Raw genomic sequence first — 23,691 nt, 5'->3', positions numbered from 1 at the left:
TTCATTGCGTCGCTGCAATGCGCGGAAACGGCCGCGCGCCGACCTGACCTGCGGGGTCAGAAGTGGATGACGGTGCGGATCGACTTGCCCTCGTGCATCAGGTGGAAGGCTTCGTTGATCTCGTCCAGCGGCAGGGTGTGGGTGATGAACGGATCGAGGTCGATCTCGCCGTGCATCGCCTGCTCCACCATGCCCGGCAGCTGGGTGCGGCCCTTGACCCCACCGAACGCGCTGCCGCGCCAGACCCGGCCGGTGACCAGCTGGAACGGGCGCGTGCTGATTTCCTGGCCGGCACCGGCCACGCCGATGATCACGCTCTCGCCCCAGCCCTTGTGGCAGCACTCCAGCGCCGAGCGCATCACGTGCACGTTGCCGATGCACTCGAAGCTGAAGTCCACGCCGCCGTCGGTCAGTTCGACGATGACCTCCTGGATCGGCTTGTCGTAGTCCTTCGGGTTGATGCAGTCGGTGGCGCCCATGCTGCGCGCCAGCTCGAACTTGCCCGGATTGGTGTCGATGGCCAGGATGCGCCCGGCCTTGGCCTGCACCGCGCCCTGGATCACCGCCAGGCCGATGCCGCCCAGGCCGAACACCGCGACGGTGTTGCCCTCCTGCACCTTCGCCGTGTTGTGCACTGCGCCGATGCCGGTGGTGACGCCGCAGCCGAGCAGGCACACCTTCTCCAGCGGGGCTTCGGGATTGACCACGGCCAGCGAGATCTCCGGCACCACCGTGTACTCGCTGAAGGTGCTGCAGCCCATGTAGTGGTAGATCGGCTGGCCGTTGTAGGAGAAGCGGGTGGTGCCGTCGGGCATCAGCCCCTTGCCCTGGGTGGCGCGCACCGCCTGGCACAGGTTGGTCTTGCCGGACAGACAGAACTTGCACTTGCGACACTCGGCCGTGTACAGCGGGATCACGTGGTCGCCGACCTTGACGCTGGTCACGCCCTCACCCACCGCCTCAACGATGCCGCCGCCCTCATGGCCAAGCACCGCCGGGAAAATGCCTTCCGGGTCGTCGCCGGACAGCGTGAACGCGTCGGTATGGCACACGCCGGTGTGGGTGATGCGCACCAGCACCTCGCCCTGGCGCGGCGGCTCGACGTCGATCTCCACGATCTGCAGCGGCTGGCCGGCTTCGAAGGCAACGGCGGCTCGGGATTTCATGTTCTTTCTCCTGGCTGAGGAAATGGGTGGGGGTGGGGATCACTTGAGATAGGAGCGGACCAGCATGCCCATCTCGCGCACGCGCGCGGCGCGCTGCGCGTCGGAGCTGGCGGGCTGGCCGAATTCTTCGCGGACGTGGGCTTCCATCACCTCCGACATCAGCCCGTTGACCGCACCGCGGATGGCGGCGATCTGCTGCAGCACCGCAGCGCACTCGGCGCCGCCTTCCAGCGCGCGCTCCAACGCTTCGGTCTGGCCGCGCAGGCGGCGGATGCGGGCCAGGACGCGCTTCTTCTCGTGGGGGGTGTGCGGCATGCGATGGGAACCCGGAAACTATACTGGGGGATAGTATACAGACGACCCCAAAAAGGAAACGCCTACGCACGCTGCGGACCCGCCAAACCTGGCCCGACCGCCCCCGCGCGCCCCGCCAGCGCAGGTGCCGGCGCATGCCAACGCATGTCGACACAGGACACAAAACGGCCATGTTCGCGCTGCCGGTGCTGCCTATGATGGCGAGGCGTTCATGCGCGGGCCCCGCTCCGGCCGACCCGACCGTGCCCGCCCCCAGTTCCAGGCAGCCGCGGCCACGTCTAGACTGGGCGACTCCCGTGTGGCCGCCCTTCAAGATCGTGGACATGAAATCCTTCATTCTGGTCGTCGACGACGATCCGGATCTGCGCCGACTCATCAGCGAGTTCCTGAGCGACCACGGCTATCAGGTGGATACCGCCGAGACCGTGGCGGAGATGCGCCTGCGGATGGCCGAGCGCCAGCCGGACCTGGTGGTTCTGGACGTGATGATGCCCGGCGAGGACGGCCTCAGCGCCGCCCGCCAGCTCGCCAGCGAGCGCGGCGCACCGGCAGTGATCATGCTCAGCGCGCTGGGCAGCGACACCGACCGCATCATCGGCCTGGAAGTCGGCGCCGACGACTACCTGGCCAAGCCGTGCAATCCGCGCGAACTGCTGGCGCGGGTGCGCGCCCTGCTGCGGCGCAGCCAGGCGACCACGCTGCCGCCGGAAGCGCGCGGCAACGTCTACGAGTTCGCCGGCTGGCGGCTGGACGTGATCCGCCGCGACCTGCGCGACCCCACCGGCATCTTCATCAACCTCTCCGACGGCGAGTTCGCGCTGCTGCGCACCTTCGTCGAGCATCCGCAGCGCGTGCTCAGCCGCGACCAGCTGCTCGACTACGCGCGCGGCCGCGACACCGAGGTCTACGACCGCGCCATCGACAGCCAGATCAGCCGCCTGCGCCGCAAGATCAACGAACGCGTGCAGACTGAACTGATCCGCACCGTGCGCAACGAAGGCTACATGCTGCTGCCGAGCGTCGCCCGCCTGTGAGCGGACCCACGCGCGCCCGCCGCGGCGTGCCGATCTTCGCCCGCGCCTTCCTGCTGCTGGTGGTGGCGTTGCTCACCGCACAGCTGATCGGCATCGCCCTGGTGCTGCGCACCCCGGTCTACGAGATGCCGGTACATCCGCCGGAGGTGATCGCGCTGCTCAGCACGCGCATGCCGGCCGGCACCCAGACCCTGAAGGTGCAGGACACCGCGCATGCGCCGCTGCCGGCACGCGACCAGGTGCGCGACCGCAACGCCGAACGGGTGATGGCGCACTGGCTGGAGGTGGAGCCGGACCAGGTGCGCTTCTACCGCAACAGCGACGGCCGCCTGGAACGCCTGCGCCTGCGCCTGGGCGAACGCCCGCCGCCGCCACCGCATGCCGTCGCCGCCGACGACGACACGCCCGCGCACGACGCGATGCTGGCCCCGCCCAGCGCGCCGCAACCGCCTCCGATGCAGCCGCCGCCCGCCCCGGGCGAGCCACCGCGTACTGGCGCCTTCGGCGCGACCATGCGCGCGGTGGACTGGCGCGAGCGCGGCTTCGCCCCGGCGGTGCCGCTGCTGGATGGCTTCACTGCCGCCCTGCGCCAGCCCGACGGGCACTGGCGCAGCGTGATGTCGCCGCCGCGCCGTTTCTCCAACGCCTTCAAGACCCAGGTGGTCATGCTGTTCCTGGTCGGCATGCTGGCCATGCTGCCGCTGGCCTGGTGGTTCTCGCGGGCGCTGTCGGCGCCGATCCGGCGCTTCGCCGAGGCCGCCGACCAGCTGGGCCGCAATCCCGATGCGCAGCCGCTGCGGCGCAGCGGCCCCAGCGAGATCGTGCAGGCGGCCGATTCGTTCAACGCCATGCAGGCGCGCCTGAACCGGCTGATCAACGAGCGCACGCACATGGTCGCGGCGATCGCCCACGACCTGCGCACGCCGCTGGCGCGGCTGGCGTTCCGCCTGGAGACCCTGCAGCCGCCGTTGCGCGAGAAGACCATGGCCGACATCGACGAGATGAAGGCGATGATCTCCGCGGCGCTGGACTTCATCCACAACGACAGCCGCCGCGGCACGCGCTCGCCGCTGGATTTCCGCCTGCTGGTGGAAAGCGTGGTCGACGACGCCAGCGACACCGGTGCCGACGTCGTCCTGCTGCTCGGCGATGCCATCACCCTCGACGGCGACCCGCTGTCGTTGCGGCGCATGGTGATGAACCTGGTGGAGAACGCGCTGAAGTACGGCAAGCGCGCGCGCCTGCAGTTGCGGCACGAGGCCGGCGAGTGCGTGCTGTGGATCGACGACGACGGCCCCGGCATCGATCCCGCGCAACGCGAAAAGCTGTTCCTGCCGTTCTTCCGCGGCGAGAACTCGCGCAACCGCGACACCGGCGGCATCGGCCTGGGCCTGTCGGTGGCGCACAGCATCGTGCTGGCGCATGGCGGCCAGATCGCGCTGGACAACCGCCCCGAAGGCGGCCTGCGGGTCAGCGTGCGGCTGCCGTGCCAGGCGCTCGGCGGCTGAGCCGGGCGCGCCACCGCACGGCCGCGCGCCGCTCGCTTCAGCGATGCTGCGGCTCGACCACCACCGCCGTGCCGTAGCACAGCACCTCGGTCAGGCCGGCCATCAGCTCGGTGGCGTCGTAGCGCACTGCGACGATGGCATTGCCGCCCATCTGCCGCGCGTGCTGCAGCATGTCCCGGTAGGTCTCCAGGCGCGCCTGCTCGCACAGCTGGGTATAGATGGTGATATTGCCGCCGAACAGCGTCTGCAGCCCGCCGAGGAAATTGCCGACGATGGAGCGCGAGCGCACGGTGATGCCGCGCACGATGCCCAGATTGCGCACGATCCGGTAGCCGGGAAGCTCCAGCGCGGTGGTCACCATCGCATCGTTCAACTGAGAGGTCGTCGCGCGCGGCGGCGAAGAATTGTATGGATCGCTCATCGATGTCCCCTGCTGGCGTGGCCCGTGCCTCCGCGGACCGCGGACCCGGCGCGCACGCACCGAGGCCGGCAGTGTTAGCACCGCAGGAAGAACCACGCAATCGCCAGGCCCAGGCTGCCACTCCACAGCAGCAGCATCGCCACGCCGCCGGCCAGAACGACCGCCACGCGCCGCCATCTGCGCAGCCCGCGCGAGCGCCGCACCACGTGCACGCACAGCCAGCCGCCCAGCAGCACGCCGCTGGCGACCACCGCCCATCCGAGCAGATCGATGCGCGGATCCTTGGGACCGAACTCGGGGGGGCATCGGCTCATCGCATGCGCGGACGTCATGCATCCGAGCAACGCAGCCAGAACGCCGGCCAATCCTCCCCGATGGCGCCGAGAACCGCTGCTGCGAGTCTCGCACACCGGCAGTGCGCCCCATGCGCCACTCCGTTCGCCCACATAGCGATCCTTCCAATGCAGGATCGGAATGATGAAGAGCCAGAGCATAAGCGGCACCGCCAGGAGCCCTCCGACAGCGACGATCACCTCATGCTCCGTGCTCGATCCAACGACGATGAGCACGCCCCCAATCCGGCGGCGCCCCCGAATCGCTTGAGCCACCGCCATTTCGACTCGAACCAATCCGCACGCGCCATGCCCCCTCCGCGCCCGAAGCAACGTTGACTGAAAAACGCGGAAAACTGCAGATCAGCGCATCGGCGGCGTGCCGCTGCCGGCCCCGGTCGGCAATGGACGCCGGAACTCGGCAGCGACAGGCGACGAAAGCAGGCGCGCGATGATCCAGCCGTGCAGTACGACGAACATAGCGGCAAAGACCATGCCCATCACCGCCATGGCCCACACCATTGGCTGCATGTCCGGCACGCCGTGCATCTGCGCAACAGCGAGCTGCTTCTGCATGAACGAGATCATCTGCACCTGCAGGACCGCACCGACCAAGTTCCACGTGATCGCCAGCAGCATGAGGCCGATGAAGCACCACCGCGCCCAGCCCCGACGTTTCAAGAGGCCGATCGAGCTCGCAAGGGCCGATGCGGAGAGCAGCAATGTCCCCAGGGATAGCCAACGAAAGTTGGAAAACAAGAACACCGCGACCGGCGGCATCTCCGGAGGAAGCGCACGGATCGTCTCGGCAAAACCGGCCTGGTCGAACACTGCGAAAAAGACCACGGCCTGCATGATGCCGACCAACGTCCCGGAGCCGGACAGTACGATGAAGATCCAGGCCAGTATCGTGACGAAGCTGGATCGCGACGGCGCTTGGCGCATGACGTCCCCCTGAAGACCACTACCGCATTGTCGCCTGCCTCATGGCCGCCGTCATCACCATTCAGGCGCATCAATGGCCAAGACGCGAGGCCGCACGCCAGGCCAGCCGGCCAATGCAACCCACGATCGACGTTGCGCCATCCGCATGCGCCGGAGCGGCAAGCCGTTTGCCCGAACGCACCGATATCAAGAAGGCGGCAAGCATTCCCAACGTGGTGAACAACACCGCGGCTGGCGCCGGTCCACGTGCGAGCGGAATGCCGCACGAAACGAACAGAGATGCGAAGCCGAAGAAATTTGCAGCAATCCGTCAGCCCGCCGCTGCCCGACCTGGGGCACGACCAGCGCGCGAATGGGCTGTGGCAAGGCACCTAGCGCGAGCGGAATATCCGTCGCCACCATGACTGCGCCTGCGGCGTTGCGGCGCCCGCGTGCCGCTGCGCCAGAGCCGCCGCATGGCGCGCCAGCAACAGCGGCATGGCGGTCCCCCGCCAGAACACCAGGCTGACGTATCCCGAGGACATGCCGCCATGGCTGAGCCGCGGCACGAACACCGATTCCACCGCGGCGTCCAGCGCCGTGCCGACCAGGCGCGCGAAGGTGTCGGCGAGCAACGCCTCGCACTGCGCCGCCGTCGCCGGCAGCGGCACGCCGGCGAAGGTCGACGCCATCTCCTGCCACAGATACGGGTCGCCGCGTCCGCCCCATGTGGGCGGCTCGTCCTGGAACAGGCCCGCCATGTCCTCGATCGCGGTCATCGTCCTGCGGGCTTACGCGCGTACGGCACTGCGCTCAGTATGCGAACTCGCGGAACACGTGGTCGATGTCGCCCTGCCAGGCGCCGTGGTACAGCGCCAGCTTGCGCTCGGCCGCGGTCTCGCCGCCATGCAGGATCTCCACCAGCGGCTCCAGGAAGCGCGATTCGTCCTGGCCGTCGCGGTTCAGGCGCGCGCGCCGGCGCAGGCCGGACAGGGAAATCTTCACCGCCTCGGCGGCCAGGTCCTGCACGGTGCCGTTGCGGAACGGCAGCTTCAGCGCCAGCTTCGGCACGCCGTCGCGCAGCGCGTGGCGTTCGACCAGGCTGAAATCCTTGACCAGGTCCCAGGCCGCATCCAGTGCGGCATCGTCGTACAGCAGGCCCACCCAGAACGCGGACAGCGCGCACAGCCGGCCCCACGGACCGGCGTCGGCGCCGCGCATTTCCAGGTACTTCTTCAGGCGTACTTCCGGGAACGCGGTGGTCATGTGGTCGGACCAGTCGCGCAGCGTCGGCAGCGCGCCCGGCAGGGCCGGCAACTTGCCCTGCATGAAATCGCGGAAGCTCTGCCCGCTGGCGTCCACGTAGGTGCCGTCGCGGTAGGAGAAGTACATCGGCACGTCGAGCAGGTAGTCGACGTAGCGCTCGTAGCCGAAGCCGTCCTCGAACACGAAGTCGAGCATACCGGTGCGGTCGGCGTCGGTGTCGGTCCAGATGTGCGAGCGATAGCTGAGGTAGCCGTTGGGCTTGCCCTCGGCGAACGGCGAATCGGCGAACAGCGCGGTGGCGATCGGCTGCAGCGCCAGCGACACGCGGAACTTGCGCACCATGTCCGCTTCGCTGGCGTAGTCCAGGTTGACCTGCACGGTGCAGGTGCGGGTCATCATATCCAGGCCCAGCGCACCGACCTTGGGCATGTACGCCTGCATGATCTTGTAGCGGCCCTTGGGCATCCACGGCATCTCGTCGCGACGCCACTTCGGCTGGAAGCCCATGCCGAGGAAGCCCAGGCCCAATTCGTCGGCGACCTGCTTGACCTCGTTGAGGTGACTGCCCACTTCCACGCAGGTGTCGTGGATGGTCGGCAGCGGCGCGCCGGACAGTTCAAGTTGCCCTGCCGGCTCCAACGTCACCGAGGCGCCGTCGCGCAGCAGGGCGATGGTGTGCCCGGCTTCCTGCACAGGCTCCCAGCCGAAGCGGGTCAGGCCCAACAGCAGGGCTTCGATGCCGCGCTCGCCCTCGAAGGTCGGCGGCCGCAGGTCGTCCAGCCGGAAGCCGAACTTCTCGTGTTCGGTGCCGATGCGCCACTGCGCCTCGGGTTTTTCTCCGGAGGCCAACACCTGGACCAGTTCGGCACGGTCGGTGATCGGCGTCTCGGCAACGTGGCTGGGGCTCGACAAGGGCAGGACTCGCACGGCGGGTGGAGCGATGTGGGGACCATTCCCCGCCACCGCAAGGCCCGCACTATAGCGTGCCGGGAGCGAGGCCCGTGTCGCTACCGGCGGTACTGCAGCATTCCACGGCCGCGCCGCCGCTGGCGTCGAGAGTGAGACGCAGCAAGCGTTCGCGGCACCGGCTCGGCTAGGCTGCGGTCTCCCCCACCCGTTTCGTCACAGGCAGTGCCATGCGCCCTCCCCACTCCGAACGCCATCGCACCGACCGCGCCGGCTGGCTGCGCGCGGCCGTGCTCGGCGCCAACGACGGCATCCTGTCCGTGGCCGGCCTGGTGGTCGGCGTCGCCAGCAGCGGCGCGGCGGCGGCGACGGTGCTGACCACCGGCATCGCCGGCCTGGTCGCCGGTGCGATGTCGATGGCCGCCGGCGAATACGTGTCGGTGCAATCCCAAGCCGACACCGAACACGCCGACCTGGCGCTGGAGCGCCGCGAACTGCACGAGGATCCGCAGAGCGAACTGGACGAACTCACCGCGATCTATCGCCAGCGTGGACTCGATCCCGGTCTTGCCCGCCAGGTCGCCGAGCAGCTGACCGCGCACGATGCGCTGGGCGCGCACGCGCGCGACGAGCTCGGCATCACCGAGAGCCTGCGCGCGCGTCCGCTGCAGGCGGCCGCCGCGTCGGCGGCGGCGTTCTGCAGCGGCGCGGCGCTGCCGATCGTGGCCGCGTGGCTGGCGCCGGACGGCCGGCAACTGTGGGTCACCGGCACAGCGACCCTGATCGGCCTGTCGCTGACCGGCGCGCTGGCCGCGCGCGCCGGCGGCGCCTCGGGCCTGCGCGGCGCGGTGCGGGTGGTGTTCTGGGGCGCGGCGGCGATGCTCGCCAGCGGCGCCATCGGCCATGCGTTCGGCGTGCATGTGTGAGTGCGCGCAGCGCCCTGCGGTAGCATCCCCATCCATGGCCGCCAGCGGCTCTCACCCCACCTTGCCGCAGGCGTGCCTGGCCGCCTGCGCTGGCGTTTGGAATCGCACTGTGTTGCCGTAATACTGCTGGTGGCTGCGATGGCGACGACAGGCACGTCCGACCCAGCCAGACGCAAAGGGCAGACGGCAAGGCCAGCGCCCCCATCCCTGGAAACAGCACAGAAGTGGAGTCCTGAAAATCAACACCGGTACCGTCGCCGTCGACCACACGGGATTTTCCGTTTCATCGCTGGATGAGGCGATCAAGTTCTGGACGCAGGCCATGGGCTTCGAACTCGTTCGCACCGGCGAAATGGGCGGCGAGTTCCTGCGAGAGGTCACGGGTGTCGACGATCCGCGTTGCCGCATGGCGCTGGTGGTCTCGCCTGCCGGGTTTCCCATCGAACTTCTGGAGTACTCGACCGCCAGCCGCTTGGGCAAGGCCCCCGAGAGTGCTGGCGCGATCGGCGCGGCGCATCTTGCGGTCACCGTGGCGGATATCGAGCTGACAGTCGCCAGGATCCAGGCGCACGGATGGCACCTGAAAGGATCTGCGCGGCCGATCCAGGCCGGTCCACGCGCCGGAACCGTGGTTGCCTACGTCAGCGGTCCCGACGGGATCACCATCGAGCTGATGCAACCTCCCAGGTAAGAGCAGCCAACAAAGCGGCTACGCCGCCGCCGGACGGGCGCGGACGGTACTCGGAATCCCCAAGTACCACTGTTGCACTGCGGCTGCTGTGCGCCGTCCACGCCCACCTGGCGACTGCTCGCGACGTTTTGTTAGCCGCTCTACGTCGCATCCGGTGTGGGGGCGGGCGCTGCGGGACGGCGCAGCGGCGCGGTGCGGCTGGTGTTCCGTGGCGCGGCGGCGATGCTCGTCAGCGGCGCCATCGACCGCGCGTTCGACGTGCCTGGCCGAGCGCGTGCAGCGCCCTGAGGTAGCATCGCGGCCATGGCCGACACCACTTCTTCCGACGCCTTGCTGCTGGCGCGCCTGGCCAGCCTGGCCGACTGCGCGCAGGCCGAGGGCTACGCCTGCATCAGCGCGCGCCGCGAACACGGCGCGCGCTCGGTGGAGATCCCGCGGCCGCAGCTGGCGATCCTGCTGCAGGGGCGCAAGCAGGTGCGCACCGCCACACAGGCCCTGGAGTTCGTGCCGGGCGACCTGTTCCTGGTGACGCGGCGCTGCCGCATCGATGTGGTCAACATCCCGGATCCGCATAGCGGCCTGTATCTGAGCGTGCTGGTGCCGCTGTGCGAGGAAGCGCTGAGCGCCGCCCGCGTGCTGTGGAACGAACCGCTGCCCGCCGCCGGCGCGGAACTGGCGCGCCTGCGCGCCGAGGAGGTCGGCAGCACCCTGCTGCAATGGCGGCAGGCACTGCAGGACGGCCGTTACACCGATGCGCGGCTGGCACTGGCGGCCCTGGTAGTGGCGCTGTGCCGGCGCGGCCACGGCGGCCTGTTGTTGCCGCCGGCGCCGAGCGTGGCCGCGCAGGTGCGCGACCTGATCGCCGCGCAGCCGCAACGCGCCTGGCGTTCGCGCGACATCGAGGAGAGTCTGGGCCTGAGCGGCGCGACCCTGCGCCGGCACCTGGCCAGTGAAGGCACCTCGTTGCGCGAACTGCTCGCCGATGCGCGCCTGGCGCATGCGATGCAGCTGCTGTACACCACGCGCTGGCCGCTGAAGACGGTCGCCGCGCACGCCGGCTATCGCTCGGTGCGCAGCTTCAGCCAACGCTTCCAGCAACGCTACGGCCTGGACCCGTCCAGCATCGGCAACTGAGCCGCGTCGGCGCTGAGCGCCGCGCGCAGCGGAATGAGCGAATCACGCAGCGACGCGAGCGCAGCATGCCGGTACCGCGGCGCCTGCCGCCCTACCGGGAAATCCCCATGTCCGTGTTTCCGTTGCGCGCGCTGTGCGCGCTGGCCCTGAGCGCCGGCGCGGCGCTGACGCTGCCGTCCCCCGCCCATGCCGCCGCGCCGGCTCCCCAAACGCAGGTGCCCGGCGTGTATCGCCAGGCGATCGGCCGGTTGCGCGTCACCGCCCTGTTCGACGGCACCGTGGCGCTGCCGCGCGCGCAACTGGCGAACATCCCCCCGCAGGCGATCGCGCGCCTGCTCGACCACCGCTACGTGCCGGAGAACGACAAGGGCCTGCAGACCGCGGTCAACGCCTATCTGATCCAGGACGGCACCCACCTGACCCTGGTCGACACCGGCACCGCCACCTGCTTCGGCCCCGGGCTCGGCCAGGTGCTGGCCAACCTGCGCGCGGCCGGCTACGCGCCCGAGCAGGTCGACGACGTGCTGCTCACCCACGCGCATCCCGACCACCTGTGCGGCTTGCTCGACACGCAGGGCCAGCCCGCCTATCCCAACGCGACGGTGTGGCTGAGCGCCGCCGACGCCGCGTACTGGCTCGATCCGGCCAGCGAGGCCGGCGCACCGCAGATGCTGCGCTTCGCCTTCCCGCTGGCGCGTGCGGCGGTGGCGCCGTACCAGGCCACGCAGCGGCTGCGCCGGTTCCGCCCCGGCGATGCGCTGCCCGGCGGCGCGGTAGCACTGGATACCCACGGGCATACGCCCGGGCACGTGTCGTACCGCTTCGATGGCGGCGCGGGGCAGCAGTTGCTGGTGTGGGGCGACCTGGTGCACTACCACGCGGTGCAGTTCGCGCAACCGCAGGCGGCGTACGAGGCCGACAGCGACCGCGACGCGGCGATCGCCGCGCGCAAGCGCATGCTGGCGCAGGCCGCGGACCACGGCTGGTGGGTGGCGGGCGCGCACCTGCCGTTCCCGGGGCTGGGCCATGTGCGCCGCGAGGGCGAGGCGTTCGCCTGGGTGCCGGCCGAATTCTCGCCGTTGCCGGTCGCGCCTTGAGGATGGTCTTCTCCCTGCGGGAGTAAGGAGTTAGGTACTGGCCCCTCTCTCGCGGGAGAGGGATTTGGGTGAGGGTCCGGCGCGAAGCGTCTCGCGGAGTTCGGGCGCACGAGGCTGCGCCCGTACCCTCATCCGCCCCTTCGGGGCACCTTCTCCCGACGGGAGAAGGGAAAGCGCTAGCCCCTCTCCCCCGGGAGAGGGGTTGGGGCGAGGGTCCGGCGCGAAGCGTCTCGCGGGGTTCGGGCGCACGGGCTGCGCCCGTACCCTCATCCGCCCCTTCGGGGCACCTTCTCCCGACGGGAGAAGGGAAAGCGCTAGCCCCTCTCCCACCGGGAGAGGGGTTGGGGGGAGGGTCCGGCGCGAAGCGTCTCGCGGAGTTCGGGCGCACGAGGCTTCGCCCAGTACCGCCGCACTGACTACGCGGCGCTCGGCTCCGTCTCCAGTCCCAGCCATCTACCGACGATGCCACGCGCCTCGTCCACGCCCTGGCGGCTCTCGCCGGAGAAGGCCTGCACGCTGACCGTGTCGCCGAACGCACTGGCCAGTTCCTTGCGCACCTGCTGCAGCGCCTGCGCCTGCTGGCCGCGGCCGAGCTTGTCGGCCTTGGTCAGCAGCGCATGCGCCGGCAGGCCGCGCTGCACCGCGTAACCGAGCATCTGCCGGTCGTAGTCCTTGAGCGGATGGCGGATGTCCATCACCACCACCAGCCCGCGCAGGGCCTCGCGGGTGCGGAAATACGTGTCGATGAACTTCTGCCAGTGCGCCTGCAACTCCAGCGGCACCTTGGCGTAGCCGTAGCCGGGCAGGTCCACCAGGTAGCGCTCGGGCTGGACCTGGAAGAACACCAGCTGCTGGGTGCGGCCGGGCGTCTTGGAGACGCGGGCCAGGGCGTTCTGCCGGGTCAGCGCGTTCAGCGCGCTGGACTTGCCGGCGTTGGAGCGGCCGGCGAACGCCACTTCCCAGCCACCGTCCTCCGGCAACTGGCGGGCATTGTGGGCGGAAAGCAGGTAGTGGGCACGTTCGAGGATCAGCGACATTCCCCTAGGATCGCACGTCCGCGGCCCCGGGCGGGCTTCGTTGACCGCCGGGGCGCGGCATGCCGATAATCGCGCGAGTGCGGTCGCCGGCCTGGCAGCCGCGGGGTCGGGTCATACGGAGCTTCAGCAATGCGCCACGCTCGCGTTCTTGCCTTTGCCGGTCTAGCCGTTTCCGTCGCCGCCGCGGTCGCGTTCGCGCAGACCTCGGTGGTGCCCATTCCCGACAACGCTCCGGTGCGCACCACGCCGCTGGAGGGCGACGTCGGCAAGGCCGCCTGGGGCGACCCCAAGGCCGGCCAGGCCAAGGCCGCGGCCTGCGCCGCGTGCCATGGCCCGGACGGCAATCCCGCCATCGCCATGTATCCGCGCATCGCCGGCCAGATGGAGCGCTACAGCGCGCGGCAGATGGCGCTGATCGCCCACGGCGAGCGCACCAGCGGCGCGGTCGCGGCGATGGTGCCGTTCGTGCAGCCGCTGAGCGCGCAGGACATGCGCGATATCGGCGCCTACTTCGCCACGCAGAAGGCCGGCGCCGGCATCGCCGACGATGCGGTGATCGCCGACGGTCCGTACGCGGGCATGAAGTTCTACGAGGTCGGCCAGCAGCTGTACCGCGGCGGCGATGCGAACCGCGGCATTCCCGCGTGCATGGCCTGCCACGGCCCGGCCGGCGCCGGCAACCCCGGCCCGGCGTATCCGCACCTGGGCGGCCAGCACGCCGATTACGTGGCGCGGCGCCTGCAGGAATACCAGGCCGGCACCACCCAGGAACGCGATCCGACCCTGTTCAAGATCATGGCGCAGGTGGCCAAGCCGCTGACCGACCAGGAGATCAAGGCGCTGGGCAGCTATCTGCAGGGCCTGCACGACCGCGCCGACGATGCGGCCGCCGCGCAGGTGGCGCCTGCGGCGGCAACGCCACAGCAGCCGGCGCCCGCGCAACAATCCTGACCGTGCGCCGCCGCGGCGGCGCCGGCCCCCGTTTCCCCTTCGCGCCGGTCCCGACGACCGGCGCGCGTTTTTTGCCATTGGAGATTGCATGAACCGACTGCCCAGCCTGCTGTTGTGCCTGCTCGCCCTGCTGCCATTGAGCGCGTGCGCGCAACCCAAGTCCGCCACCGCGGTGGAGGGCGAGAACTACACGCTGATCGCCGATCCCAAGCCGTTCGCGCCGCTGGCCGGCAAGATCGAGGTGGCGGAAGTGTTTGGCTACCCCTGCCCGCATTGCGCGCATTTCGAGCCGCTGCTGGAGGAATGGGCCGGCAAGCAGGGCAAGGACGTGCGCCTGACCCTGGTGCCGGCGGCGTTCGGCGGCTACTGGGACAGCTTCGCCGCCGCCTTCTTTGCCGCGCAGCAACTGGGCGTGCAGAGCCGCAGCCACCGCGCCATGTTCGAGGCCATCCACGACAAGCACAGCGTGCCGGTGCAGAACGTGGCGCCGGAGGAACTGGCCACCTTCTACGCCGACTTCGGGGTCAAGCCGCAGGCCTTCATCGCCGCCTACCAGAGCCCGCAGGTCGCCGCGCAGGTGAAGGCCGCGCGCGATTTCGCCGTGCGCGCCGACATCCCCGGCACCCCGGCGCTGATCGTGAACGGCAAGTACCTGGTCAAGGGCAAGAACTTCGAGGACATGCTGCGCATCACCGACGCGCTGATCGCCCGCGAGCGCGCTGGCAAGTAATCGGCGCACGGCGCTTCATCCACGCCATGGCATCATGACGGGGTAGCCGGACCGCGCTTGCGGCGCGTCCGGCATTTCCCCCCATCCTGCTGGAGATGTCGCCGATGAAGACCCGCTTCGCCCTGACCCTGATGGCCCTGCTGCCGATCCTGGTCGCATGCAAGGCCCAGGACGGCACTGCCGACACCGTCGCCCCGGCCTCCGGCACCACCGCGGCGCCGGCCGCGCCCGCCGCCGGCAACGACGCCTCCGCCACGCCCGCCGCGCCCGCCGAAACGCCGGCCGCCCCCGCGGCCACCACCGCCGATGCCGCCGCGCAGCCCGCCGCCGCCGAAGGCGACAGCACCGCCCCGGCCAAGCCGGTCGCCGCCAGGACCCCGAACGGCCCGGAGCCGGTGGCCGGTACCGACTATGTCGACATCCCGGGCGGCCAGCCGTTCCAGCCGACCAACGGCAAGATCGAGGTCGCCGAAATCTTCGGCTACGTCTGCCCGGCCTGCGCGCGCTTCCAGCCGCTGATCGGTCCGTGGAAGGCCGGCCTGCCGTCCGACGTGCGCTTCGTGTACGTACCGGCGATGTTCGGCGGCACCTGGGACGACTACGCCCGCGCGTTCTACGCCGCCGAGGCGCTGGGCGTGCAGGAAAAGACCCACGATGCGCTGTACAAGGCCATCCACGTCGACGAGACCCTGAAGGGCGAGCGCGGCCGCGACTCGGTGCAGGACATCGCCAACTTCTACGCCAAGTACGGCGTGGACCCGAAGCAGTTCGCCGATACCATGGGCAGCTTCGCGGTGGCCACCAAGACCAACCGCGCCAAGCAGTTCGCCACCCGCAGCGGCATCACCGGCACGCCGTCGCTGATCATCAACGGCAAGTACCTGGTCAAGGGCAAGAGCTACGACGACATGCTGCGCATCGCCGATCACCTGATCGCGCGCGAACGCGCGGCGATGGCCAAGTAAGCACCGTTCGCCGGGCCGCACCGCCGTGACCGCTCCCGCCACCCGCACGCTGCGCGTGCTGACCGCCAACATCCAGGCCGGTTCCAGCACGCGCCGCTACAGCGACTACGTGACCCGCAGCTGGTCGCATGCGCTGCCGGCCGGGCGCAAGCGCAGCAGCCTGGACGCGATCGCGCAGCTGGCCAGCGACCACGACATCGTCGGCCTGCAGGAGGCCGACCCCGGCAGCCTGCGCTCGGGCTTCACCAACCAGACCCACTACCTGGCCGAACGCGGCGGCTTCAACTACTGGAGCCACCAGCCGAACCGGCGCGTCGGCGGCGTGGCCTCCAGCGCCAACGGCCTGCTCAGCCGGCTGGAGCCGGTGGAAGTGCAGGACCACGCCCTGCCCGGTCGGCTCGGCGGGCGCGGCGTGCTGCTGGCCAAATTCGGCAACGGCGCCGAAGGCCTGGCGGTGGCGGTGGCGCACCTGTCGCTGGGCGCGAACTCGCGCGCATCGCAACTGGCGTTCATCGCCGAACTGCTGTCCGATCATCCCAACGTGGTGCTGATGGGCGACTTCAACTGCGTCGCCGACCGCCCGGAAATGCAGCTCCTCTACCAGCGCACCCGGCTGCAACCGCCGGGCTGCGTGGTGCCGACCTTCCCCAGCTGGCGCCCGCAGCGCGCCATCGACCACATTCTGGTCAGCGACGGCCTGCGCTGCAACGCACAGCGCGCCGTGCCCGCCGCCTTCTCCGACCACCTCGCCGTGGCCACCGAGATCGAAGTGCCGCAGCACTTGCTGCGCTGAAGCGCACCATCGCCCAGGCGTTCTCATGGGGGAGAGCGCCCCCAGGTGGGAGGGGCTTCCAGCCCCGACCCGACGCGCCCGACTTGCACGGCAGACCCCGCGCCCCGGGATGTTCGGGAGCCTTTCCCCGACAAGACGCAAGCTGCTTATGGGCACGCCGGGACGCATCCTGCAGGAGCGGCTTCAGCCGCGACGGGCTTACCGGGAATGCCTGTCGCGGCTGAAGCCGCTCCTACGGCATCCCCAGGCGTCGCCCCCCCTCCAGCGCATCCGCAGTGTCCTGCGGGAGCGCACACATGCTCCCGCAAGGCGCCATCGCGCGGGCAGCGACTAGAACTTCAGATCCGCGCGCACGTACAGGTAGCGGCCGCCGGGGATGCCGTAGGTGGAGGCGTCGTAGCCGTTGAGCGAGCACGACAGGCAGATCGGCGGGTCCTTGTCGAAGACGTTGTTGACGCCGCCGCTGAGGGTCAGGCCCTTGAGCCAGTCGAAGCGGTAGCCGACCTGCAGGTCGTGGTAGGTGATCGCATCCAGCGTGTTGGTGCCGGCGACCGGGTCGCTGCACACCGGGAACGCGACCGCGTCGCCGCACTGCTCGGTCAGCTCGGAGATGTGCCGCAGCGTCCACGACGCATTCCAGCGGCCAAGCGACCAGTCCAGGCTGAGGTTGCTGGTCCACTCGGGAATGGAACTGTCCACCACTTCCACGCCCGGGCGTTGCGGCTGCACCTGGCCGGCGGCGCCGGTGGCGACGTAGCGGGTGACGAAGGTGTTCTGCCAGGCGATCTTGAAGCGGCCGGCGGCGGTTTCCGGCGAGTTCCAGAACAGGTCCACGTCCCAGCCGTCGGTCTTGATCGAGCCGAGGTTGGTCAGGCGGTTGTTGAAGCCGTTGATGCCGCCGGTGGAGGCGCGGGTGATGCCGTCGCAGTAGGTCGGCGACAGCGTATCCACGCACAGGTCGAGCTGGGTCTGCGCATTGATCGCCTGGATCGCGCCGTCGATGTCGTGGCGGTAGAAGGTCACCTCCACGTCGAAGCGGTCCGACCACGGCACGTTGCTGGCGAACCACGGGCTCCAGACGAAGCCGGCACTGAAGCTGCGCGCCTTCTCCGGCTCCAGCGCGCGGTTGCCGCCGGTGGTCACCGAGATCTGCGAGTTGGCCTGTTGGTAGCCGGCTGGCACGCCAAGCGCGGCGCAGTTGCTGGCGCTGCCGCGCGGCGCGGTGCCGCCCAGGCCGATCGAGCACGGGTCGGACAGGGTCAGGTCGGCGCGCGCGGCCGAGCCGTACAGTTCGCCGATGCTGGGGGCGCGGAAGCCTTCGGCATAGCTCGCGCGCAGCACGAAGTCCGGCGCCACCTGCCAGCGCAGGCCGTACTTCGGGGTGAACTTGCCGCCGAAGGTGGAGTAGTCGGAGTAGCGCCCGGCCAGGCTCAGGTCCAGTTTGTCGCCCAGCGGCGAGTCGGCGAAGATCGGCACGCTCAGTTCGAGGTAGGCCTCCTTGACGTCGTAGCTGCCCTGCGTCGGCAGCGACGGCACGCCGTTGTAGTGGCCGATCACGGTCAGCGGATCGGGGCGGTAGAAGCCCTCGTACTTGCGGTACTCCACGCCGGTGGCGAAGGACACCGCGCCGGCCGGTAGCCGGAACAGGTCGCTGCTGAGGTTGGCGGTGAACTGGGTCAGTTCGTTCTGGCTGCGGTCGTGCACCACCGGCTGGATCCAGCGCAGCATGTCCGGGGTGATGCTGCCGGCGCCGCCGAAGATGTTCAGCGGCACGCAGCCGGCCACCGCCGCGCACGCCGCCGGATCGCCCAGCGCCAGGTTGATGTTGTAGATGTTGTAGCTGCCGTAGTTGGTCTGCTCGGCCTTGTTCTTGCTGTAGGCGCCGTTGACGTCCCAGAACCAGGTGCGGTCTGCGCTCTCGAAGCTGCCGATGAAGCCGGTACCGACGTACTGGGTGTCCACGCGCTGCTCGAACACGCGCGGGCCGCCTTCCACCGGGCGGCGCCCGATCATGATCAGGTTGCTGGCCGAATCCAGCGCGAAGCCGAACGGGTTGTACGGGTTGGCGGCGGAGATGACGATGTTGTCGGCCAGCGGATTGCCGGTGCCGGCGTCGGGCCCGAGGAAGATCGGCTCCGGCGCGGCCTGGTTGGTCGATTCGCGGCGGTTGCCGAGCAGCTTCAGGTACCACTGCACGTCGTCGTTGAAGAAGAAGCGGAACTGGCCGAACACACCCTTGCGCTCGGACGGCGTCAGCAGCAGGTTGGACGCGGCGAAGTTGTAGCGGTCGGCGGTGGTGAAGCAGTGGTAGTCGTCGCTGCGGGTACAGCCGCCGGCGCCGTCGTAGCGCGGCGCGCCGACGCCGCTGTTCGGCGTCAGGTTCTGCTCGGCGCCGGTGTTGGGATCGACGAAGATGAAGCGCCCGTCCGGCGTGGCCGAACTGCCGAAGGTCAGGCCGGTGCCGGGGATCGGATACAGCGACTGCGCACGGTCGCGGGCGTAGATCGGATCCTGCTTGGTGTAGCTGGCGCCGAGGAACAGGCTGGTGCGCGCGGTGCTGTGGCCCCAGGCCAGGTCCACGCCCTTGTTGGCGCCGTCGCCCTTGTCGTACTCGCCGTAGTTCAGCGTGACCTGGCCACCTTCGAAATTGCGCCGGGTGATGATGTTGACCACGCCGGCGATGGCGTCCGAGCCGTACAGCGACGAGGCGCCGTCCTCCAGCACCTCGACGCGTTCGACGATCGCCAGCGGAATGGTATTGAGGTCGGTGGCCGCGCCCACGCCCGAGGCGGAGGACTCGTTGACCCAGCGCATGCCGTCGACCAGCACCAGCACGCGCTTGGCGCCCAGATGGCGCAGATCCACCTGCGCCGAACCGGCGCCGACGCCGCTGCCGTCGGGCGGGAAACCGAAATTGCCGGAGGAATTGAACTTGGCGTTCAAGGCCGAACCGGAGGCGGTGAGTTCCTGCAGCACATCGCCGATGGAGGTCAGGCCGGTGCGTTCGATGTCGGCGCGGCTCAGGGTCTGCACCGGCACCTGGCCCTCCACTTCGGCGCGGCGGATGCGGGTGCCGGTGACCTGGACGCTGTCGAGGGTGGTGGCACTGCCGGGGGCAGCCGGGGGCGTCTGTTGCTGGGCCCCGGCGGTGGCGGAGACGCCGCCGAGCAGCGTCATGGAGACCGCGAAGACCAAAGGATGGCGGTGCAGGAAATTCATCCGTCTCTCTCTCCAGAAAGGATGTGGGTCGGCCGCTGCGACCCCCTGCACCGCGACGGCGTGGCATTCCTTGTAAACAAATTGTAAACGCCGTGCAAGCATCCGGCGGGCAAAGCGCGGGCCGTCGCGACGACTGGTCGATCTGGTAGACACGGGGTCGCGAGCCCCCGTCAAACGGCGACGCAATGCCGAAGCCCCTCTCCCCCGGGAGAGGGGTTGAGGTGAAGGTACGGCGCGAAGCGCCTCGCAATGCCTGGCTGCGTTAGCTGTCGTTGTCCACAGCGGCGCTCGTACCCTCATCCGCCCCTGCGGGGCACCTTCTCCCGGTGGGAGAAGGGAAGTGCGGTCTCGATGGCTTACGCGGCGCCCCGCACGCTCAAACCCCTCTCCCCCCGGGAGAGGGGTTGGGGTGAGGGTACGGCGCGAAGCATCCCGCAGCGCTCAAGCGCACGAAGTTGCCTCCGCGCCTCACCCGCCCGTGCCGGGGCAGCGGACGGCCCGGCGCGCGATGCCGATCTGCAAACGCTGCAGGGCATCGCACTGACACCACGTGCCGTGGCTCCGTCGGTCGCCACGATGACCTCGATGCCTCCAGCGCACTCGCCGGCCCACCTGGGCGACGCGGCCCCCCATCGTCGCAGCCGTGCTGGCGGATGCGACAGTATCGCCATCGCCAGTTGAAACGGCGATTCATCGGCGTTCGGTATAGTCCCGCGCATGATCCTGCGCACGTCTCTCCTGCTGTTCGTCGCCGCGGTGTGCGGCCCGGTTTCCGCCCTCGCCCAGTCCCTGGACGCGCAACGCCCGGCGATCCGCTCGGCGATCGACGACGCCGAGCAAGGCCGTTTCGATCCGGTCCGCGCGGCCGCGTTCAAGCAGCATCCGCTGTACGGCTGGCTGGAGTACGCCAACCTGCGCCGCAACATCGACAAGGTGTCCGATGCGCAGGCACAGGACTTCCTCAAGCGCTACGCCGGGCAGCCGGTGGCCGAAAGCTTCCGCGCGCTGTGGCTGCCGGCGCTGGCGCGGCGCGAGGACTGGCCGGCGCTGCTGGCGAACTGGAAACCCACCGAGAACCTGGGCCTGCGCTGCGCCCAGCTCAACGCGCGCCAGGCCACCGGTCGCGCCGACGCGCAATGGGTGGACGAAGCGCAGGCGCTGTGGCGCAACGCCGGCAAGTCGCTGCCCGACGCCTGCGATCCGGTGTTTGCGGTGCTGCAGGCGCGCGGCGGCATGACCGATGCGCTGCGCTGGGCGCGCGTGGAAGCCGCCGCGGACGCGCAGCAGCCGGCGGTGATGCGTGCCGCCGCGCGCGGCCTGCCCGCCGCCGAGCTGGCCCTGGCCAACGACTACGCCGCGTTCCTGGACGCGGTGCATCCGCGTGCGCTGGGCTGGCCCAAGACCGAGCGCAGCCGCAAGGTGGCGGTGGACGGGCTGGAGAAACTGGGCAAGGCCGACCCGGACGCGGCCGAGCGGCAACTGCCGCAGTTCGCCCAGGCCCTGCAGTTCAGCGAGGCGCAGCGTGGCGCGGTGCTGTACCAGATCGCGCTGTGGACGGTGGCCTCGTACGGACCCGATTCGGCGCGCCGGCTCAACGCCGTGCCCGAGTCCGCCTACGACGAGCGCCTGCACGAGTGGCGCGCGCGCGAGGCGATGGCGCGCGGCGACTGGCCGGCGGCGCTGGCCGCGATCCGCAAGATGCCGCCGGCGCAGCGCAGCGATTCGCGCTGGCAGTATTTCGAGGCGCGGCTGGCGGAAAAGACCGGCAACGCCAGCGAGGCGCAGCGGCTGTACCGCGAAGCGGCGAAATCCGCCACCTTCCACGGCTTCCTGGCCGCCGACCGGCTCAAGCAACCGTACGCGCTGTGCCCGTGGGAGCCGAACGACAGCGCGCAGGCGCAGGCGGCGGTGGCGCGCGACCCGGCGCTGATCCGCGCGCTGGAGCTGTTCAAGATCGACCGCGCCGGCTGGGCGGTGGCCGAGTGGAACGATGCGCTGAGCCGCTTCGACGACACCCAGCGGCGCCTGGCGGTGGAAGTGGCCAGCGCCAACGGCTGGTTCGACCGCGCGGTGTTCGGGCTCGGCAAGCGCCCGGAGGAGCAGCGCCTGTACACGCTGCGCTTCCCGCTGCACCACGCCGAGACCATTCGCCGCGAAGCCGGCAGGAACGCGATCGACCCGGCCTGGGTCGCCGCCGAGATCCGCGCCGAGAGCGTGTTCAATCCGAACGCACGCTCGCCGGCCAACGCGATGGGCCTGATGCAGGTGGTGCCGGCCACCGGCGCCAGCATCGCCCGCAACCTCGGCCTGGCCGGCTACGGCGGCGCCGCCAGCCTGTACGACCCGGACACCAACATCGCCATCGGCACCGCCTACCTGCGCCAGTTGCTCAACACCTACGGCCTGCCCTACCTGACCATCGCCGCCTACAACGCCGGCCCCGGACCGGCCTCGCGCTGGCAGACCCAGCGCCCGGGCCACGACCCCGACTTCTGGATCGAGACGGTCAGCTACAAGGAAACCCGCGAGTACGTCGCGCGCATCCTGGCCTTCAGCGTGATCTACGACTGGCGCCTCAACGGCGACGCCCTGCCGGTCACCGAGCGCATGCTCGGCAAGCTGGATGCGCCGCGGAAGAAGTTTGTGTGTGAGGCCGCCGGTGCGGCGGCCGGGAATCGGGAATAGGGAATGGGGAATCGCAACGACACATCGCGTGCGATCGCCCGAGCTGCTGTGCTCGCGCGCCAGCAAGGCATCGGATCTAGTCAACCTGCTTTTACCATTCCCGATTCCCGACTCCCCATTCCCGCCCCCCCATGAAAACCTACCTCGTCGGCGGCGCCGTCCGCGACGCCCTGCTCGGCCAGCCGCCCGGCGACCGCGACTGGGTGGTGGTCGGCGCCACCCCGCAGCAGATGCTGGAGCTGGGCTACAAGCAGGTCGGCCGCGATTTCCCGGTGTTCCTGCATCCGCGCAGCGGCGAGGAGTACGCGCTGGCGCGCACCGAGCGCAAGGCCGGGCGCGGCTACCACGGCTTCGTGGTGCAGGCCGATCCGTCGGTGACGCTGGAGGAAGACCTGCAGCGGCGCGATTTCACCATCAACGCCATCGCCCGCGACGAGGCCGATGGGCGCCTGGTCGATCCCTACGGCGGCGCACGCGATCTCGAGCAGCGGGTGCTGCGCCATGTCGGCCCCGCCTTCGCCGAGGATCCGTTGCGGGTGCTGCGCGCGGCGCGGTTCATGGCGCGGCTGGCGCCGCTGGGGTTCCGCGTCGCCGACGAGACCCTGGCGCTGATGCGCGCAATGGCCGCCAGCGGCGAACTGGAAACGCTGGTGCCCGAACGCGTGTGGCAGGAACTGCGGCGCAGCCTGACCTCGGCCCAGCCCTCGGCGTTCCTGCGCACGCTGCGCGAGGCCGAGGCGCTGCGCTGGGTGCTGCCGGAGCTGGATGCGCTGTACGGGGTGCCGCAACGCGCCGACTACCATCCCGAGATCGACACCGGCCGCCACCAGGAACTGGTCAGCGACATGGCCGCGCGACTGGCGCCGGGCGATGCGCTGGTCGGCTTCGCCGCGCTGACCCACGACCTGGGCAAGGCGCTGACGCCGCCCGAGGAATGGCCGCGCCACCTGATGCACGAGCAACGCGGCCTGGCCCCGCTGCGCGCGCTGTGCGAGCGCTTGAAAGTGCCGCAGGAGCAGCGGCAACTGGCCGAGATCGCCTGCCGCGAGCATCTGAACGTGCATCGCCTGGCCGAGTTGCGCGACCGCACCGTGCACGAACTGCTGCAGCGCTGCGACGGCTTCCGCAAGCCCGAGCGCATCGCGCAACTGGCGCGGGTGTGCGAGGCCGACAAGCGCGGCCGCCTCGGCAGCGAGGACGCCGACTACCCGCAGGGCCGCGACCTGCAGCGCCTGCATGCGGCCGCGCTGGCGGTGAACGCACGCGATCTGGCCGCACAGGGGCTGAGCGGCCCGCAGATCGGCGAGGCGCTGGCCAAGGCGCGGATCGCGGCGATCGCCGCGGCGCGGCGGGAGCTGCAGGCCGACACGCGCTGATCGCTGCCACGCCGCGCTTGCTCAGACACGCCGTAGGCGCGGTTCTTGGCTCCTTCTTGGGAATCAGCCGCGACAGGTTTCCCGGCGATGGCCATCGCGATGGAAGCGAACATCCACTAACGACAAAGCCCCCTGTGCAGGAGAGGCTTCAGCCGCCCCCGTGTCACGGGGAAGTCCCGTCGCGGCTGAAGCCACGCCTACGGGGCATGACGCGC

The 23,691-nt window shown here is 70.1% G+C and carries 21 protein-coding genes and 1 other RNA gene; 13 read left to right on the top strand and 9 right to left on the bottom strand.

Features of this window, described 5'->3' with window-relative positions; genetic code table 11:
- Positions 1–56 precede the first annotated feature (56 nt).
- Together NKJ47_RS05175 and NKJ47_RS05170 are read right to left on the bottom strand one after the other, a co-directional pair.
- On the bottom strand, positions 57–1,166 hold the full coding sequence (locus NKJ47_RS05175; protein ID WP_254460453.1) for an S-(hydroxymethyl)glutathione dehydrogenase/class III alcohol dehydrogenase: 1,110 nt from the start codon (positions 1,164–1,166) through the stop codon (positions 57–59).
- Between the two features lie 39 nt (positions 1,167–1,205).
- A complete protein-coding gene (locus tag NKJ47_RS05170; RefSeq protein WP_048490915.1) occupies positions 1,206–1,481 on the bottom strand; it encodes a metal/formaldehyde-sensitive transcriptional repressor in 276 nt (91 codons plus the stop codon).
- A 323-nt stretch (positions 1,482–1,804) separates the two neighbouring features.
- Here NKJ47_RS05170 and NKJ47_RS05165 point away from each other — a divergent pair, with 323 nt between their 5' ends.
- Both NKJ47_RS05165 and NKJ47_RS05160 read left to right on the top strand, forming a co-directional pair.
- The gene (locus NKJ47_RS05165; protein ID WP_429002491.1) at positions 1,805–2,515 is read left to right on the top strand and encodes a response regulator; all 711 of its coding nucleotides are present in this window, start codon (positions 1,805–1,807) and stop codon (positions 2,513–2,515) included.
- Entirely contained in the window at positions 2,512–4,023 is a 1,512-nt protein-coding gene (locus NKJ47_RS05160; RefSeq protein WP_254460452.1) for an ATP-binding protein, read from the top strand. Before NKJ47_RS05165 ends, NKJ47_RS05160 begins: the two co-directional genes overlap by 4 nt.
- A 37-nt stretch (positions 4,024–4,060) precedes the next feature.
- Here NKJ47_RS05160 and NKJ47_RS05155 read toward each other — a convergent pair whose 3' ends face one another.
- The 5 genes from NKJ47_RS05155 to NKJ47_RS05135 form a co-directional block, all read right to left on the bottom strand.
- Complete coding sequence (locus tag NKJ47_RS05155; protein WP_254460451.1) at positions 4,061–4,444, bottom strand: YbjQ family protein; 384 nt, start codon at positions 4,442–4,444, stop codon at positions 4,061–4,063.
- 74 nt (positions 4,445–4,518) lie between these two features.
- Positions 4,519–5,013, bottom strand: a complete 495-nt coding sequence (locus tag NKJ47_RS05150; protein ID WP_254460450.1) for a hypothetical protein — start codon at positions 5,011–5,013, stop codon at positions 4,519–4,521.
- Positions 5,014–5,139: 126 nt separating this feature from the next.
- Positions 5,140–5,721 (bottom strand): hypothetical protein, encoded by a 582-nt coding sequence (locus NKJ47_RS05145; protein WP_254460449.1) that lies wholly within the window; start codon positions 5,719–5,721, stop codon positions 5,140–5,142.
- A 371-nt stretch (positions 5,722–6,092) separates the two neighbouring features.
- A complete protein-coding gene (locus NKJ47_RS05140; protein WP_254460448.1) occupies positions 6,093–6,479 on the bottom strand; it encodes a hypothetical protein in 387 nt (128 codons plus the stop codon).
- A 34-nt stretch (positions 6,480–6,513) separates the two neighbouring features.
- Positions 6,514–7,878, bottom strand: coding sequence for a glutamate--cysteine ligase (locus NKJ47_RS05135; protein WP_254460447.1), 1,365 nt, complete (start codon positions 7,876–7,878; stop codon positions 6,514–6,516).
- Between the two features lie 224 nt (positions 7,879–8,102).
- Here NKJ47_RS05135 and NKJ47_RS05130 point away from each other — a divergent pair, with 224 nt between their 5' ends.
- The 5 genes from NKJ47_RS05130 (at position 8,103) to NKJ47_RS05110 (ending at position 11,720) form a co-directional block, all read left to right on the top strand.
- Positions 8,103–8,798 carry a VIT1/CCC1 transporter family protein gene (locus NKJ47_RS05130; RefSeq protein WP_254460446.1) on the top strand — a complete coding sequence of 232 codons (696 nt, stop codon included), beginning with the start codon at positions 8,103–8,105 and terminating at the stop codon, positions 8,796–8,798.
- Between the two features lie 232 nt (positions 8,799–9,030).
- Complete coding sequence (locus NKJ47_RS05125) at positions 9,031–9,489, top strand: VOC family protein (RefSeq protein WP_254461343.1); 459 nt, start codon at positions 9,031–9,033, stop codon at positions 9,487–9,489.
- A gap of 61 nt (positions 9,490–9,550) precedes the next feature.
- A non-coding RNA gene (locus NKJ47_RS05120) (sX9 sRNA) lies at positions 9,551–9,626 on the top strand.
- A gap of 166 nt (positions 9,627–9,792) precedes the next feature.
- Entirely contained in the window at positions 9,793–10,623 is an 831-nt protein-coding gene (locus tag NKJ47_RS05115) for a helix-turn-helix transcriptional regulator (RefSeq protein ID WP_254460445.1), read from the top strand.
- Positions 10,624–10,730: 107 nt separating this feature from the next.
- Entirely contained in the window at positions 10,731–11,720 is a 990-nt protein-coding gene (locus NKJ47_RS05110; protein WP_254460444.1) for an MBL fold metallo-hydrolase, read from the top strand.
- 416 nt (positions 11,721–12,136) lie between these two features.
- Here the strand turns inward: NKJ47_RS05110 and yihA are convergent, their stop codons facing one another.
- Complete coding sequence (gene yihA, locus NKJ47_RS05105; RefSeq protein WP_254460443.1) at positions 12,137–12,757, bottom strand: ribosome biogenesis GTP-binding protein YihA/YsxC; 621 nt, start codon at positions 12,755–12,757, stop codon at positions 12,137–12,139.
- Positions 12,758–12,886: 129 nt separating this feature from the next.
- Between yihA and NKJ47_RS05100 the strand changes: the two genes are divergently transcribed.
- The 4 genes from NKJ47_RS05100 to NKJ47_RS05085 all read left to right on the top strand — a co-directional run bounded on the left by NKJ47_RS05100 (position 12,887) and on the right by NKJ47_RS05085 (position 16,196).
- Positions 12,887–13,708 (top strand): c-type cytochrome, encoded by an 822-nt coding sequence (locus NKJ47_RS05100; RefSeq protein ID WP_254460442.1) that lies wholly within the window; start codon positions 12,887–12,889, stop codon positions 13,706–13,708.
- Between the two features lie 88 nt (positions 13,709–13,796).
- Positions 13,797–14,438, top strand: coding sequence for a thiol:disulfide interchange protein DsbA/DsbL (locus NKJ47_RS05095; RefSeq protein WP_254460441.1), 642 nt, complete (start codon positions 13,797–13,799; stop codon positions 14,436–14,438).
- Positions 14,439–14,542: 104 nt separating this feature from the next.
- Positions 14,543–15,403, top strand: coding sequence for a thiol:disulfide interchange protein DsbA/DsbL (locus NKJ47_RS05090; protein WP_254460440.1), 861 nt, complete (start codon positions 14,543–14,545; stop codon positions 15,401–15,403).
- A gap of 25 nt (positions 15,404–15,428) precedes the next feature.
- Complete coding sequence (locus NKJ47_RS05085) at positions 15,429–16,196, top strand: endonuclease/exonuclease/phosphatase family protein (RefSeq protein ID WP_254460439.1); 768 nt, start codon at positions 15,429–15,431, stop codon at positions 16,194–16,196.
- Between the two features lie 330 nt (positions 16,197–16,526).
- On the opposite strand, the gene NKJ47_RS05080 is transcribed toward NKJ47_RS05085, so the two are convergent.
- Entirely contained in the window at positions 16,527–19,373 is a 2,847-nt protein-coding gene (locus tag NKJ47_RS05080) for a TonB-dependent receptor (protein WP_254461342.1), read from the bottom strand.
- Positions 19,374–20,132: 759 nt separating this feature from the next.
- Between NKJ47_RS05080 and NKJ47_RS05075 the strand changes: the two genes are divergently transcribed.
- Together NKJ47_RS05075 and NKJ47_RS05070 are read left to right on the top strand one after the other, a co-directional pair.
- Entirely contained in the window at positions 20,133–22,100 is a 1,968-nt protein-coding gene (locus NKJ47_RS05075) for a transglycosylase SLT domain-containing protein (protein WP_254460438.1), read from the top strand.
- Positions 22,101–22,231: 131 nt separating this feature from the next.
- Entirely contained in the window at positions 22,232–23,476 is a 1,245-nt protein-coding gene (locus NKJ47_RS05070; RefSeq protein WP_254460437.1) for a multifunctional CCA addition/repair protein, read from the top strand.
- Positions 23,477–23,691: the final 215 nt, after the last annotated feature.

This window comes from Xanthomonas sacchari, assembly GCF_024266585.1.
GTDB lineage: Bacteria > Pseudomonadota > Gammaproteobacteria > Xanthomonadales > Xanthomonadaceae > Xanthomonas_A > Xanthomonas_A sacchari_C.
Note: the sequence above shows the minus strand (reverse complement) of the source record. Positions and strands in the feature narration are given on the sequence as shown.